We start from the raw sequence: 14,835 nt of genomic DNA, 5'->3' as shown, positions 1-14,835 counted from the left end.
CATCACAACCAGCGGCGGTACTGATGCTGCAAGGAACGGCTTCCGATGTAGGCAAAAGTGTCATCACAACGGCGCTGTGCCGTATATTTAAGCAGGACGGCTTCAAGCCAGCCCCGTTCAAGTCACAGAACATGGCACTGAATTCCTATGTGACGGAAGATGGCAAGGAGATTGGTCGGGCTCAGGGGGCACAAGCTGAAGCCTGCGGTATTGAGGCGACAACCGACATGAACCCGATCCTGATCAAACCGGTGCGGGACATGCATTCGCAGATCGTGGTACATGGTGTACCTTTTGCCCAGATGAGTGCATCAGATTATCGGCAGAAGTTCCTGCCTGAAGCAAAGCAGACGGTGATGGATGCGTTGAATCGGCTACGGGATACCTATGATATTGTGCTGATGGAAGGAGCGGGCAGTCCGGCCGAGATCAATCTGAAGGACCGGGATATCGTCAACATGAATCTGGCAGGCTGGGCCGATGCGCCGGTGATTCTGATCTCCGATATTGATCGGGGCGGAGTGTTTGCTTCCATTGTAGGTACGCTGGAGCTGCTGGAACCCCATGAGGTGGCGCGAGTCAAAGGGTTCATTATCAACAAGTTCCGCGGTGATCTGTCCCTGTTGCAGCCGGGACTCGACTGGCTCGAAGAACGGACAGGCATTCCAGTATTAGGGGTATTGCCTTACATAAGAGATATTCAGATTGAAGCAGAGGATTCAGTGGTGCTGGACTCCATGCGTCATGGGAAATCCGGTAAAACCGAGCTGGATCTGGCGGTGATCCGATATCCGCGAATTTCCAACTTTACAGACTTTGACGCACTTTCCCGTGAACCGGATGTGAATGTGCGTTACGTGACCTCGCCAGAGGAATTGGGAAGTCCTGATGCTATTCTTCTACCGGGTACGAAGGATACCATAGGTGACCTGGCATATCTGCGTGAGTCTGGGCTGGAGCAGGCGATTGCCAGCCAGACCGAGCGTGAGCATGTTCAGCTCGTAGGAATATGTGGCGGGTACCAGATGCTGGGACGTCATCTGAAGGACCCCTTTGCTGTGGAGGCGAATCAGATTCAGGAAGCGAAAGGGCTTGGCTGGCTCCCGCTATCAACAACGTTTCTTCAGGAAAAGCAGACCGTCAGAGCTTCCGGACGGGTGCAGCCTAATCACCCGATTCGTCTGTATGGTGAGCGAGATGTAGCAGATGCTGCATTACCTGTTAATGGATATGAGATTCATATGGGCGTTACGGAGTGCCACGAGCCTGAACGTGTAACCACGTTGTTTGAAATCTCACATCCAGGTGGGCAACCTTTCCAAGAAGGCTGGGGCTCAGTAGATGGCAGCGTGTGGGGAACCTACCTGCATGGTTTGTTTGAAAGTGATCAATTCAGACGTTCGTGGCTGAATGCCTTGCGTGCAGGAAAAGGACTGCCGCCGCTTCAGGAGACATATAGTGCGCATGAACGTAAGGAGATGGAGTTCGATCGGGTAGCCGAATCGTTGCGTTCGGCATTGGATATGAAGCGTGTGTACGAGATTATGGGTGTTCAGGCACCCAAGTGAAACAACAATACCCCCATGCCCGACAAACCGTTCTCTAGAAACGGAATGTTAGCGGCATGGGGGTATTGTATATCCTATGATTAAATGAGGTTTAAAACAGGTGATGATAGGTTAATGGTTAACCTGTTAGTTTATTTTGAAATTCTTCATAGCGGATTGCAGCTCTACAGCTTGTTCATGCAGATGACGAACCGTATTCGAATGTGAATCCATCTCGCTGAGCTGAAGATCTGCTGTTGAAGCAATCTGTAGCATACTTTCACGGGATTTGGTCGTAATTTGTGCCGTTTCTTCAACGGACGCACTCACTTCTTCAGCACCAGCAGATACTTGTTGTGTAGAAGCAGAGACGGTCTGAATGGTCAGATTCACGTTCTGGATCAATTCATTCAGCTGCTGGAAGGCTGAGCCTGCTTGTTGAACAACAGTTGTACCGGAACCAATCTCCTGGGTTACACGGTTCATGGCGTCAACGGAACGTTCAGCGTCTTCACGAATGGTACCCAGATAATCCGAAATTTCTTCGGTGGCTGTCTTGGATTGCTCGGCAAGTTTGCGAACTTCTCCAGCAACAACAGCGAATCCGCGGCCATGTTCTCCGGCACGTGCTGCTTCAATGGAGGCGTTGAGTGACAGCATGTTAATCTGTTTGGTGATTTCAAAAATGGAAGCAACAATGGTGCCGATAGCTACCGAACGTTCATTCATAGTTTCGACATAACGCAACGATTCGCTTGCTGTCTGGCCTACACGCTCCATCTGCTCAATGGCATTCTGAGCCAGTCGGTTACCGTTAACTGCCTCGTTGGCTGCTTCACCAATCTGGTCAGACACTTCAGCGGAAGAAGAAGCAATATGCATGATACCTTGCGTAATTTCTTCCATAGCTCTCGCGTTCTCGGATGCGCTTGACGCAATGCTGATGCTGCCTTTTTCTGCATCTTCTGCGGAGCGGCTGGAGTTTCGAACCATACCAGACATCGATTCAACTCGCTGAAGCAGGTCATTGGAACCTGACACAACTTCATTGGATGTAGACAAGGCACGGCTAATCATTTCTTTCAGGTTATGCGTCATCGTCTGGAAGCTTGCGGCAAGCTGGGCAATTTCATCTTTACCTTTGATCTCTAGCTCAGCGGTCAGATCGCCTTGGGAAATTTGTTTACTATGTTGGACAAGCTTGATGATCGGTTTGGTCACTCTTTTGATCATACTAGTGGAGATAAGCCACCCAAGCACAAACACTAATGCTGTAATCCCAAGACACAACCAGAAAATCTGGGTAATCTTGTCTTGAATGAACTGGGCATCCATGCTCACAGCCATAATCATATTACTTCCTGCAATGGGGATAAAGGCTGCTTTATGTACACCAAAGGAATCGGAGTAGACCTCACTGATTACCATTTCTTTGTTCTCAATAGCTGCATTCATTGCGGGTTCTACACTGATCTCATCCTGCGCTTTCATGCCTGAGGAAGAGTTGGCAACAACCACTTTGGCGGTGCCATCTTGAATAGCAACAACGTAAGCAGCATCCAGATTATGTTCTTTTGCTTTATCTGCCAGATACGATTCCACGGTCATGGCAGCACCTTCAGAACCGGCTCCGCCACTCTGTACCTGTAGGATTTTGGATGCTGAAGTATTCTTGTATATATCCTGAATGGACGTGTTTAGGACTTTGTCAAACTGCGGCAGCACGTAGCTTTGAATAATATTCATCGAAACGGCGTAAAAACTAATACTGAACAACAGGGAAGCAACCAGCAGAACGAGGAACAAAGTGCCTCTGATTTTACCGGCAACGGTGCGATTACGAAACATATGATCATCCTTTCACGTCAAGTTCATTAACATTGTCGCTTTTCCGTAATCCTAAGACCTATCTACCAATGAAGAAAGACCTAAATTATACGTTGAGAAAACTTGGGAATAAGCGGATATACCTATATTACAAAATTAACCGGAGGTTGAATAGAACAATTTTCACGATTTGGTGTATTTTTTTCAGAAATAGATGAATCTGTTACATGCATATTACATAATATCAATTAATACCTACCAGAATAGTTTGTTATATGTTATATTGTAAAATGTCTTTGTCGGAAGTACAAAAGATAAAAGAGAAAATCGGATATTTTCCGGTTACACACATACCTGAGGAGGATTTAAAAGAAATGGATACTTTTCTAGTCATATTGAATGTAGTGGTTATGCTTGCCTTACTTGGCATCCTCTACTGGATGCAGAAAAAGCATATCTCCTTTACGAAACGCGTATTTGCGGGTCTGGGACTGGGGGTTGTGTACGGGGTTATTCTTCAATTGGTGTACACATCAGGTTCTGATGTCGTTACGAAATCAGTCGATTGGTTCAATCTGGTCGGTTCAGGATATGTTCGTTTGTTGCAAATGGTCGTGATCCCATTAATCATGGTGTCGATCATCTCAGCCATTATGAATCTGAAAGGCAAGCAAAATCTAGGCAAGATGAGTGTTTCCATTATTGCCATTCTGTTGATCACCACAGCGATTGCCGCAGGGGTCAGCATTGTGACCAGTCTGGGTTTCAACCTGACTTCCATTGAGATTCAAGGAGGAGACCGGGAGAATGCGCAGATTCAGAAGGTGGAGGAACGGCTTGTTGATGTGAAGGATCAGACCATCCCGCAGCAAGTGCTGGAATTCATTCCTTCGAATCCATTTGCAGATATGACAGGAGAACGTCGTACATCCACACTGGCGGTGGTTATCTTCTCCGCGTTTATCGGTGTAGCCGTACTTGGACTGGATCGCAAAAAACCTCAGCAGGCGGAGACGTTCCGCGGTATGGTTAATGCGGTATATGCGGTGGTTATGCGAATTGTTACACTGGTGCTGAGGCTTACGCCTTACGGGATTTTAGCACTGATTACAAAGGTAACGGCGACAACCAATGCGGAAGAGATATTAAAGCTCATCAAATTCGTGATTGCGTCTTATATCGCGCTGGCGATCATGTTTATTATTCATCTGATCATTATCTCTCTGTCCGGCTTCAACCCGGTTACGTATTTGAAGAAGGTGCTGCCAACACTGGTATTTGCCTTTACGTCCCGTTCAAGTGCAGCGGCGATCCCGCTGAATGTGGAGACACAGACGAAGAAACTCGGCGTATCGGACGGCATTGCGAACCTGTCTGCAAGCTTTGGGGCTACGATTGGGCAAAACGGCTGCGCCGGGATCTATCCGGCCATGCTGGCGGTGATGATTGCTCCGACGGTCGGTATCGACCCGCTGAGCTGGGACTTCATTGTGACTTTGATCCTCGTAGTCATGATCAGTTCGTTTGGTGTGGCTGGCGTTGGCGGCGGGGCAACCTTCGCTTCCCTGATCGTATTGTCCACCATGAATCTGCCTGTGGCTCTGGTTGGACTGCTCATTTCCGTGGAGCCGCTGATCGACATGGGTCGTACAGCGCTTAACGTGAACGGGTCGATGACATCAGGACTCGTGACGAGCAGAATTTTGAAGGAAAACGATCGGGACACGTTTAACGATCAAAGCCGTGAGCTGGATTCTGCGGCTCAGGCTTAATACAGAATGGATTAGATAAAAGCTCACATTAAGATAGCTAGAGCCGTCTACAAATCAAGTGAGAAAAGCCGTCCTTCGGAGGAATCCGGAGGGCGGTTTTTTTTGCGGAAATCAAACTATACTGTGCACGGTGGTGAAGCAGTCTTCTTTTTCGATACACGGGGCAAGGGGAATCGGGGTAGGAAAAACTAGTATGGTGGAGAGAGACAGAGGAGGAATATAGAAGGGATCGTAGTCAGTCAGGCACACTTGGAGTTATTTAGTTCTGTTCATGGGACGAGAAATGTGATAGAGTATTCATGTTTTGGCCCTGAGCCAAACCGCGGTTCGTAACCATCCCGCGTAATCAAAACTAGGAAGGCAGTGTATGTATTTATGTTTAACTTAGGGTGGGGAGCAGTTTTTGTTCTCGTAACTTATGGATTTTTCTTGCTGTGTTACCGCTTGTTCGGTAAAAAAGGTCTCTATGCCTGGATTGGTGTGGCTACGGTTATAGCCAACATTCAGGTGACCAAAACGATAGATATCATGGGAATCGTGCTGACGCTTGGTAACACGATGTATGTCAGCATGTACCTGACCAGTGACCTTCTTAATGAGAAGTATGGACCAGGTGAGGCACGCAAAGCCGTATGGTTCGGATTCTTCACGCTCATCATGACGACGGTTCTGATGCAGATGGTGTTGTTCTTTGACCCGGCACCGACGGACTTTGCACAGGAATCCATGGCGAAGTTGTTCGGTCTGCTGCCACGTCTGGCACTCGGAAGTCTGACGGCTTACTTTATCAGTCAGTTCCTGGATGTACGATTGTACTCCTGGCTGCGCAAGGTGGCCCCAGGACGCAATCAGTTGTGGATACGCACCAACGGTAGTTCGATCATCAGTTCATTTGTGGATACACTGGTGTTCTGCACAATCGCGTTTGCGTTTATCTACCCTTGGGATGTTTGGCTGGAAATCTTCCTGACGACGTATATTATCAAATTTGTATTAACTGCGGTTGGAACACCGTTTCTGTATGCCGCACGCAGCTTTAAGTTTAAGGATGAAGCTTAGACAATATTCAAAGAGTATCACTTAAAATCACCCTCTGCGCAGTCAATTGTAATTCGGACTCAGCAAGGGTTTTTTTCATAGAAAAGTCCCGAAACAAGAAAAATCCTTTTTACATTTTTATGAAAAAGTTATAATATAAACGACCTGTCGTTTATGAGCGTGTATCATTTATTATTAGCCAACAATGACTTCATACAAAGGGGAATCGCACATGTATTCTACACTGCGTTATACACTGGAAAGCAATGGCACAACCTACGAGAATGATAACATTAATGCCTCGTTATTGGTGGAGTTGATCTCCAATCTGGAATTGCATGAATACGTAGTACTTAAACCTTCGGAGCTGGTGGAGGGAAGTATGTATATGCAGGCTGCTGCGCTTGAGGAACCAGGGCAAATGGTGGCGGAGATTCGTTTGCAGGAAGGCGAGGACGGTTTCCGGCATTACAGCTGCAGCACAACAGATACAACTGGGATTATTCAATGGTTTCTGGATTACTGGGGGAAGCAACAGTTGCCACAGCTAGAGTCTTGGCAGGATATCACGCATGAGTTTGACTAATGGTAAATGAGTGAGCAGGAATAAGATTACGTAGAATGCAGACGGAGTAATTTAGGATATGCTTTGTATTAATTACAATCCCGCAACCCATGATATTCATGGATTTGCGGGATTTTTGTGTTCGCGTGTGTACTTGCACTTTTTCTGTATACAGGCCTGAGGCGTACGCGAAAGAGTATATTATTTTGAAAACAGTTCAGCACAGTTTCGTGCAGTTTAGTTCATGATGCATAATATCGGCTGAGCATTGATGTATATGGGCTGTTTTTGACATAGATCCAATTGGATTAGTCGGTAAGAATGTGCAGTTCTTTCGGAAATGTCGTCAGAACTTCGAAACCCGTCTCGGTTACAATTACATCATCCTCGATACGAACGCCACCTGTTGCGGTATAGATGCCCGGTTCAATCGTGAATACGGTGCCTGCATTCAGGATGTCCATATTCTCTCCATGGAGAGAAGGATACTCATGCACGTCAATACCCAATCCATGGCCTACTCTATGCATAAAACGTTCGCCGTATCCCGCTTCTTCCGTTACCTGACGTGCTGCACGATCCACTTCAGCGCAGGTAATGCCTGGTTTCACGATTTGGATAGCAGCTTCGTTCGCTGCGAGCACAGTGTTATAGATGGATTTGAGTTCAGGTGAGATGTCACCAAAGGCGAATGTACGTGTGATATCCGAGGCATATCCTCCAGCATACACACCCATGTCAAACATCAACAGGTCACCATGTTGCAGTTTCCGTTCACCCGGTGTACCGTGTGGCAGACCAGTTTTGGGTCCCGTGAGCACCATGGTATCAAAGGAAGGGCCATCGGCACCCAGCTTTTTCATCTGATACTCCATCTCGGCGACAAGTTCAATCTCGGTTACACCTGTGCGAACATGAGAGAGGCCTTGACGAAGAGTTTCTTCAATTAGATGAATGGCGTGGCGAATGCGGGCTACCTCATCTGGTGTTTTTTTCACACGTAATGTGCGAAGCAGGGGACCAACATCTTCAAAGCTGGCTGCACCGAGAGCGGCGGTCAGCTGCTCATAACGTGCAACCGTCACGTATTCTTTCTCGAGACCTACTCGGCCCAAGCGCCCCTGATAACGATCGAACAAAGCGTACGGATTATCCGTATCCGTGTGCGTGGCAATGTTGGATACCGAGGAAGCGGCAGCGGCAGCTTCTGCGTCCAGTGCGGGTACAATCAACAGGGGCTCTTCGCCGCGTGCAAGAACCAGACCAAGGAAGCGTTCATGCGGATTGCTCGCAAATCCAGTTAAATAGTAGATATGTTTCGGATCTGTGATCAGCATGGCGTCCAATCCTTGCCCGGACAGATCGGCTTCAAGACGAGATAAAGGGTTTTGATTCATAAGTGTAGTTGTCCACCTTTCCATTCATACTATCCTTCTATTATAAAAGATTATGATGGAATTCCAAACTGCGATGATTTCATGTCCTCGGGATCCCTTGAATTCTCGGTTTAAGCGGCTGGTATGAAGGGTAATACAGGGCGAAACCGCTTTACACATGAATAATAACACCACAACAATAGAGTACAATATATTAACAATACGTTGAAGCTTGGCTTAATTATTTTATACAAGAACGATATACGAAGGGAGATGTAGTCATGAATAATCGAGTAAACGTTCCGCTGTATGCTTCATTATTAAGTGTGGCACTGTTAACCGCGTCATGTTCTTCAGGCGAAACCTTTACGGGAGGGACAGAGCAGACGTCTCAGGGACAGGGAACAGGTCAGGGAAAGACGGCCAACGGAGGCAATACCGGTGCAAGTGGAAATGAGAGTGGAGCGCAGGGAGAGACGGTTATTCCGTATCAGGCTTCCGTACTGGTTGAAGGATTGAATGCACCATGGGAGATTGTAAGTGTGCCTGATGGTCGGATGTTTGTAACGGAACGCCCTGGTGCAATTCGGGTCATTGAGGATGGAAAACTGGCCTCTGAACCACTGATTGAATTCTCAGCTCCGTTTAATGAAGAAGGTGAAGGAGGACTGTTGGGTCTTGCAGCTGATCCGGACTTTGAGGAGAACGGTTACTTGTATGCATACCACTCCTATCTGGAAGGCGACGACATTGCCAATCGGGTGTTACGCCTCAAGGTGAATGATGGCAAAGCGGTCATAGATAAAGAACTACTTGGTAACATTCCAGGCGGAACAAATCATAACGGTGGGCGGATCAAGATTGGCCCGGACAAGTTGCTCTATATCACAACAGGTGAGCGGTATGAACCGGAACTGTCACAGAACCAAGATAGCCTTGGAGGTAAAATATTGCGGATAGGTCTCGACGGATCGATCCCGGCAGACAACCCATGGCCGAATTCACCTGTATACAGTGTGGGACACCGTAACGCACAGGGACTGGCCTGGAACCCGGACAACGGTTATCTCTACTCCACTGAGCATGGTCAGCGTAATCATGATGAGATCAACCGGATTGTAGCTGGTGAGAATTATGGCTGGCCTGAGGTGGAGGGAGACGACGATGACAATGGCGCATATCAGGCTCCGCTTGCACATAGTGGGAATGATACATGGGCGCCGTCTGGTGTAGCTTTTGTTGAGGAAGGATCTTGGGCTGGATCACTGATTGCTGCGAATCTGCGTGGAGAGCAGTTGCTGAAAGTTACTCTTTCGGAGGATGGTACACAGGTCGAGCAGGTGGAACCGATCTTTGAAGATGAATGGGGTCGAATTCGCAATGTGAGTGCTGGTGAGGACGGAAAGTTATACGTGCTTACGAACAATCGGGATGGACGAGGATCGCCACGTGATGGGGATGACAAGCTGATTGTACTTACTCCGGAGAGCTAAGTCGGGGTCAAAGGAGATAAAATCAGTGTTACAGGACAGCGTCGAACCGGATTGGTATCCCCGTAAGGTTGAGGATGGAGTAAGTTTAAAACGAACGGTTGCCGCTTAACTTTAAGCCAAAGCCCTGAAGTGCCCTAATCTGAATCGCTCTAAATAAAATTATTCTAACGAACCTGACGCACCTTAAATAGAGGTTTGGTGGCGTTCATAGTATATAACGAACCTCAGTCACGTTATATCGCCAAAATTCACTAGAAACCTGCCGAAAAACCAATGAAATGAGTAACTAAGGTGTCTGGAGTTCGTTAGAAAATACTGATACTCAAAATTCTGCGTATAGGGTGTCAGAGATTCGTTACAAAACAACTCCAGTGCAGTAGTATATGCACATGGTTAGTTAATTAAAGGAGCTGTTCCCGTCAAATTCATGACTTATGGGACAGCTCCTTGATTGTAATGTATGTGTCGCCCTAATCTTGAATGAGCTACTCCGCACAATGCCGCACGAAGAGAAACAGCGTTAATAGGATGCTTGTGTCATTCCAAAAATACTCACAGCTCCGCGTTCTTTACTACTCTGCGCTCTCCGCAAGTGTGGCAATGCGCTGAGCGGGATCATTCGTGTACTCTCCACCGTGATAACAGAGGACTTTATCGAGCTTAAGGTCGGTCAGTTTCTTCAGGCTTCGTAGCGCTTCAGGCATGTCCGGTGTCGCGGGTGGCGCTGGGCCAACCAGTTCATCATCGACCACACGAAGTTCATCGGCAGCGAGCAGGAACTGCTGCTCACCGAAATACAGGCAGATATGACCTGGGGTATGTCCCGGTGTATGAATAATCTGTGTACCACCTTGAAGGGGTAACATGTCCCCGTCCGCCAGTGTTCTGCTGATGTTCACTTCAGGCAGTTGTAAGAGCAGTTGGTCTGCCAGTGCCAATACGGGCGCGGGCAGCAGCGCACGACGTTCAGGCGTGAACTTGATCAAAGGTTTCTCACCTGTTAGATAAGGAATTTCATCGGTATGTGCCCAGATTTCCAGATCGGGAATAGCATCCAGAAGAGCGCCCAGATTACCGATATGATCGATGTCCTGATGGGTAATAATCACACGTTTGACGTCCGAGAGCTGTACGCCTTCTTGTTCCAATGCGGATTGAAGTTCGGCAAATTGTCCAATCATGCCTGTATCCACCAGGGTTACCCCATCTTCGTCACGAAGCATGACGGGGAATATGGGGCTGTTCCCAGAAGGTGTGGGAATCTGAAGATTTAGCACAGTAATCGAAGTTGTTGGATGGCTCATGGTTGTCCGGACCGTAGTCCGGTACACCTCCTTTTCTTTTTTAGCGATGATTGTTGTTATTCAGGGCGATTATATTTTAAGTGTTTTCTATATTTTTTTACCGTATGGAGTAATGTTTCAAACGTTTCTTCTTCATTACTGCCATCCTTAACGATGGAGACAAATGAGAAGTTATCATGAACAAGTTTGTTCCTCGTCTGAAACACCTGGCTAAGGGCTTCTGCGAAGTGTTCTTTTTCGGATTCAAGAGCAATGAATTCTTTACTCAGTTCGGCTTGAATAATCTCCATGTTGGAGCGCGCACGATAGGCAGGAGTTTTCATCAGCTGGGTCGAATTAAACTTTTTCTGATATACGTCTTTGTACAGTTGATGTAACATTTGTTCAATAATGGCGCATAGTTCGATGACCAGTGAAGCATATCTTCGGTTTTTGCGTTTTCGGGTAAGTTCACGTGTTTCTTCTTTGTCCAAAATACCGTATTTTTCATACAGCGTAGAATCAACGTTCTGCAAGATTTCCTGATATTCCTGTTCGAGTAGTGCGATTTCAAGTTTGGCTTGTTTTTTAACTTTTTTAAAATCTTCTTTGGTCAGCATACTTGTCCTCCCATGGAAACCGAGATGTGATCCTATCATTATCTCATATTGTCCGTCGTTGCGCCTCTAATTTCGGAACCTCAGGTTCAGAAGGGAAGTACCTCATGTCCAATCAGACAGCAATTGTAACAGGAGCTAACTCAGGTATGGGGTTGGCAACCACTAGTGAACTTGCAAGACAAGGATATCGGGTAATCATGGCATGCCGCAGTGAGAAGCGCGGACAGGAGGCTCTTCAGGAAGCTGTGCGTCAGTCCGGCTCTTCTGCGATTGAATTGATGTTGTGTGACCTGGGTTCACTCGAAAGTATACGCCAGTTTGCCCGCACATTCCGCGAGCGTCATGATCGTCTTGACGTTCTGGTTAATAATGCGGGGGTGGTGATGATCAAGCGGAAGGAAACCTCAGATGAATTCGAACAGAGTATCGGCATTAACCATCTGGGGCATTTCCTGCTGACTTTACTCTTGATAGAACCTCTGAAAGCCGCGAAGCAGGGGCGGATTGTGAACGTGTCGTCAGGGGCGTACAAGGCCGGCAAAATCCACTTCGAAGATCCACATTTGCACAAAGGGTATAATCCGATCAAAAGCTACGCTCAATCCAAACTGGCGAACGTGCTGTTCACTCGTGCACTGGCCCGCAAACTGTCAGGTACGTCGGTGACAGTGAACTGTCTACACCCTGGTGCGGTGGGAACGAGCATTGGCGTAGATCGCAATACCGGATTTGGCACACGTATTATGGCGTTTGTGGGCAAGCTGCCATTCTTTTTGTCCCCTGAAGAAGGGGCGCGAACGGCTATTTATCTGGCCACAAGTCCTGAAGTTGTCGGCATCACCGGGCGTTACTTCTATCAACAGAAAGAGCAGCAGCTGAAGGCACATGCCGTTGATGATGCTTCAGCTGAGCGTTTCTGGACATGGAGCGAAGAACAGGTGGGGCTAAAGCCTGATGAGAAGTTGTAATTCAGCACAAGCTGATAAGTGACCAATAGATAGAGTCGTTACTTCTTTTATATTTTTGCCTTCACAGCTTGTTGGATCATTTCAATAACAGCTTCAATACGTTGGATGCCTTGATCTCCCTGACCGTATGCACGGACAGAGGCAGATGAGGCATTTTTCTCATTCTCACCAAGCACGAGCGAATAAGGCACTTTTTCCATCTGGGCTTCACGGATTTTGTACCCGAGCTTCTCGCTACGCAGATCTGTTTCTACCCGAATGCCCGCAGCCCGGAGCTGGCTCTGTACTTGGAGCGCATAATCTGCGTAATGATCCGATACAGGCAGCAGCTTCACTTGCACAGGTGCGAGCCAGAGTGGGAACGCTCCTGCATAGTGCTCAGTCAGAATGCCGATGAAACGATCAATGGAACCGTAGATGGCACGATGGATCACGACAGGACGGTGTTTCAGGCTATCCTCGCCAATGTAAGTGAGGTCGAACTTCTCCGGCATTTGAAAATCAAGCTGGATTGTTCCGCACTGCCAGCTACGCTTCAGCGCATCGAGGATATGAAAGTCAATTTTTGGTCCATAAAAGGCACCGTCTCCTTCGTTAACGCGATACTCCACGCCGCGGCGATCCAGTACATTTTGCAATGCACGTTCCGCTTGATCCCACAGCTCTTCCGATCCCATGGAATCTTCCGGGCGAGTGGACAATTCAATCTTATATTCGAATCCAAAGATATCGTACATACGTCCGATCAGTGAGATCGCCTGATTAATCTCGTCCTCGATCTGCTCTGGCATGACGTAGAGATGAGCATCATCCTGGCAGAATGTCCGCACACGCATCATGCCGTTCAGGGCACCTGAGAATTCATGACGGTGAACCTGACCAAATTCCATCATGCGAATCGGTAATTCGCGATAGGAATGGAGTGTGTTTTTGAAGATCAGCATGTGCCCAGGACAGTTCATCGGTTTCAGTGCAAAAGTGGCATCGTCCACTTCGGAGAAATACATGTTGTCCTTGTAATGCTCCCAATGGCCGGATTGCTCCCACAGCCGGTTGTTCATCATGAGAGGAGTCCGAACTTCCTGATAACCTTCCTGTAATTGCAGCTCACGGGAGAATTGCTCCAGTTCAGTGCGAACAGTCATGCCTTTGGGCAAGTAGAAGGGCATGCCTGGCGCTTCTTCGGAGAACATGAACAGTTCAAGCTCTTTGCCGAGTTTACGATGATCCCGTTTTTTTGCTTCTTCGAGCATGTGCAGATGTTCATCCAGTTGGGCTTTGTTGGGGAAAGCAGTGCCGTAGATACGTTGCAGCATCTTATTATCCGAGTTACCCCGCCAGTACGCACCGGCTACATTCAACAGCTTAAACGCTTTGATTCGACCAGTGGATGGAAGATGGGGACCGCGACACAGATCGAAGAACTCTCCTTGATCATAGATTGAAAGTTCGGCGTCCTTCGGCAAATCCTGAATGAGTTCAAGCTTGTAGGGGTCCTGGATCTCTCCGAAGATACGGAGGGCTTCCTCCCGGTTAACGACCCGGCGACTGATCTTATGATTCTCCTGAATGATTTTGCTCATTTCCCGCTCAATGGCAGCCAGATCACTGATGGACAAGGCATGCTCCAGATCAACATCGTAATAGAATCCATCTTCAATGACTGGGCCGATACCCAGTTTCACTTGTTCTGCACCGTAGATGCGTTTGAGCGCCTGTGCCAGCACATGTGCTGCGCTGTGACGATAACGATACAGACCTTCCGCGCTGTCCAAAGTAACAATAACGAGTTCGCAATCTTGCTTGAGCACCCAATCGAGATCGACATTCTGACCATCTACAATACCGCCGATAGCCTGTTTCCCAAGACTTGTGCTGATGGATGAGGCGACCGCCCCTACAGTGATGCCTGCTTCGTAAGAACGTATCGCGCCACCTTGCAGACGGACCTCAATGGAATGACTGGATGGTTGAAGATCATTTGCTTGGTTGTTTATTTCGTTACCTGATTTGTTGCTTGCTGAGTTACTGTTTTCTTGTTTGCTCATGTGAACCACTCTCCATTTCTTGAAATGAAAGCGCAAAAAACACCCGTCCCGGAAAAGGGACGAGTGCGCTTGGCTCGTGGTTCCACCCTAATTTTGGTTATGGTGCACCCTGATCTCGGCCAGCCGCCGGAACAGAAAACATCATAACCCTCATTGGAATCCGTTATCGGGGATCAGGCGGTGAACTCTACTGACAGCATGTCGAACATCCAAAGGGGTCCAAAATGCTGAGGTTCGAGGTCACGGCTGCAGAGGGGTAATTCCGGTCCGTTCGCTGAAGAAGGTTTCACCAATCCCC

The 14,835-nt window shown here is 47.8% G+C and carries 11 protein-coding genes; 6 read left to right on the top strand and 5 right to left on the bottom strand.

The annotated features are described in order from the left end of the window. The first annotated feature begins 23 nt into the window (after positions 1 to 23). Entirely contained in the window at positions 24 to 1,568 is a 1,545-nt protein-coding gene (locus tag MKX68_RS03590; RefSeq protein WP_340915269.1) for a cobyric acid synthase, read from the top strand. Between the two features lie 126 nt (positions 1,569 to 1,694). Here MKX68_RS03590 and MKX68_RS03585 read toward each other — a convergent pair whose 3' ends face one another. Then, entirely contained in the window at positions 1,695 to 3,395 is a 1,701-nt protein-coding gene (locus MKX68_RS03585; protein ID WP_100527909.1) for a methyl-accepting chemotaxis protein, read from the bottom strand. A 353-nt stretch (positions 3,396 to 3,748) separates the two neighbouring features. On the opposite strand from MKX68_RS03585, the gene MKX68_RS03580 reads away from it, so the two are divergent. The 3 genes from MKX68_RS03580 (at position 3,749) to MKX68_RS03570 (ending at position 6,770) form a co-directional block, all read left to right on the top strand. Then, a complete protein-coding gene (locus MKX68_RS03580; RefSeq protein ID WP_091033512.1) occupies positions 3,749 to 5,146 on the top strand; it encodes an L-cystine transporter in 1,398 nt (465 codons plus the stop codon). 375 nt (positions 5,147 to 5,521) lie between these two features. Continuing rightward, positions 5,522 to 6,205 (top strand): queuosine precursor transporter, encoded by a 684-nt coding sequence (locus MKX68_RS03575; RefSeq protein ID WP_017689950.1) that lies wholly within the window; start codon positions 5,522 to 5,524, stop codon positions 6,203 to 6,205. Positions 6,206 to 6,416: 211 nt separating this feature from the next. After that, complete coding sequence (locus tag MKX68_RS03570) at positions 6,417 to 6,770, top strand: hypothetical protein (protein WP_091033506.1); 354 nt, start codon at positions 6,417 to 6,419, stop codon at positions 6,768 to 6,770. 287 nt (positions 6,771 to 7,057) lie between these two features. Here the strand turns inward: MKX68_RS03570 and MKX68_RS03565 are convergent, their stop codons facing one another. Further along, the gene (locus MKX68_RS03565; RefSeq protein ID WP_340909186.1) at positions 7,058 to 8,146 is read right to left on the bottom strand and encodes a M24 family metallopeptidase; all 1,089 of its coding nucleotides are present in this window, start codon (positions 8,144 to 8,146) and stop codon (positions 7,058 to 7,060) included. A gap of 260 nt (positions 8,147 to 8,406) precedes the next feature. On the opposite strand from MKX68_RS03565, the gene MKX68_RS03560 reads away from it, so the two are divergent. Further along, positions 8,407 to 9,618, top strand: a complete 1,212-nt coding sequence (locus tag MKX68_RS03560) for a PQQ-dependent sugar dehydrogenase (RefSeq protein ID WP_340909184.1) — start codon at positions 8,407 to 8,409, stop codon at positions 9,616 to 9,618. A 572-nt stretch (positions 9,619 to 10,190) separates the two neighbouring features. On the opposite strand, the gene MKX68_RS03555 is transcribed toward MKX68_RS03560, so the two are convergent. Together MKX68_RS03555 and MKX68_RS03550 are read right to left on the bottom strand one after the other, a co-directional pair. Further along, positions 10,191 to 10,922 (bottom strand): MBL fold metallo-hydrolase, encoded by a 732-nt coding sequence (locus MKX68_RS03555; RefSeq protein ID WP_340909181.1) that lies wholly within the window; start codon positions 10,920 to 10,922, stop codon positions 10,191 to 10,193. A gap of 56 nt (positions 10,923 to 10,978) precedes the next feature. After that, positions 10,979 to 11,521, bottom strand: coding sequence for a hypothetical protein (locus MKX68_RS03550; protein ID WP_340909178.1), 543 nt, complete (start codon positions 11,519 to 11,521; stop codon positions 10,979 to 10,981). A gap of 104 nt (positions 11,522 to 11,625) precedes the next feature. Between MKX68_RS03550 and MKX68_RS03545 the strand changes: the two genes are divergently transcribed. Further along, on the top strand, positions 11,626 to 12,489 hold the full coding sequence (locus tag MKX68_RS03545) for an SDR family oxidoreductase (RefSeq protein ID WP_340909175.1): 864 nt from the start codon (positions 11,626 to 11,628) through the stop codon (positions 12,487 to 12,489). Positions 12,490 to 12,536: 47 nt separating this feature from the next. Here the strand turns inward: MKX68_RS03545 and thrS are convergent, their stop codons facing one another. After that, positions 12,537 to 14,537, bottom strand: a complete 2,001-nt coding sequence (gene thrS / locus MKX68_RS03540) for a threonine--tRNA ligase (protein ID WP_340909172.1) — start codon at positions 14,535 to 14,537, stop codon at positions 12,537 to 12,539. Positions 14,538 to 14,835: the final 298 nt, after the last annotated feature.

It is taken from the genome of Paenibacillus sp. FSL M8-0212 (assembly GCF_038004645.1).
Taxonomy (GTDB): Bacteria; Bacillota; Bacilli; order Paenibacillales; family Paenibacillaceae; genus Paenibacillus.
This window is presented reverse-complemented; position numbering and strand designations above follow the sequence as displayed.

Coding starts and splice junctions, on each gene's coding strand:
- MKX68_RS03590 (WP_340915269.1), top strand. CDS start 24: ATGCTGCAAGGAACGGCTTCCGATGTAGGCAAAAGTGTCATCACAACG.
- MKX68_RS03585 (WP_100527909.1), bottom strand. CDS start 3,395: ATGTTTCGTAATCGCACCGTTGCCGGTAAAATCAGAGGCACTTTGTTC.
- MKX68_RS03580 (WP_091033512.1), top strand. CDS start 3,749: ATGGATACTTTTCTAGTCATATTGAATGTAGTGGTTATGCTTGCCTTA.
- MKX68_RS03575 (WP_017689950.1), top strand. CDS start 5,522: ATGTTTAACTTAGGGTGGGGAGCAGTTTTTGTTCTCGTAACTTATGGA.
- MKX68_RS03570 (WP_091033506.1), top strand. CDS start 6,417: ATGTATTCTACACTGCGTTATACACTGGAAAGCAATGGCACAACCTAC.
- MKX68_RS03565 (WP_340909186.1), bottom strand. CDS start 8,146: ATGAATCAAAACCCTTTATCTCGTCTTGAAGCCGATCTGTCCGGGCAA.
- MKX68_RS03560 (WP_340909184.1), top strand. CDS start 8,407: ATGAATAATCGAGTAAACGTTCCGCTGTATGCTTCATTATTAAGTGTG.
- MKX68_RS03555 (WP_340909181.1), bottom strand. CDS start 10,922: ATGAGCCATCCAACAACTTCGATTACTGTGCTAAATCTTCAGATTCCC.
- MKX68_RS03550 (WP_340909178.1), bottom strand. CDS start 11,521: ATGCTGACCAAAGAAGATTTTAAAAAAGTTAAAAAACAAGCCAAACTT.
- MKX68_RS03545 (WP_340909175.1), top strand. CDS start 11,626: ATGTCCAATCAGACAGCAATTGTAACAGGAGCTAACTCAGGTATGGGG.
- thrS (WP_340909172.1), bottom strand. CDS start 14,537: ATGAGCAAACAAGAAAACAGTAACTCAGCAAGCAACAAATCAGGTAAC.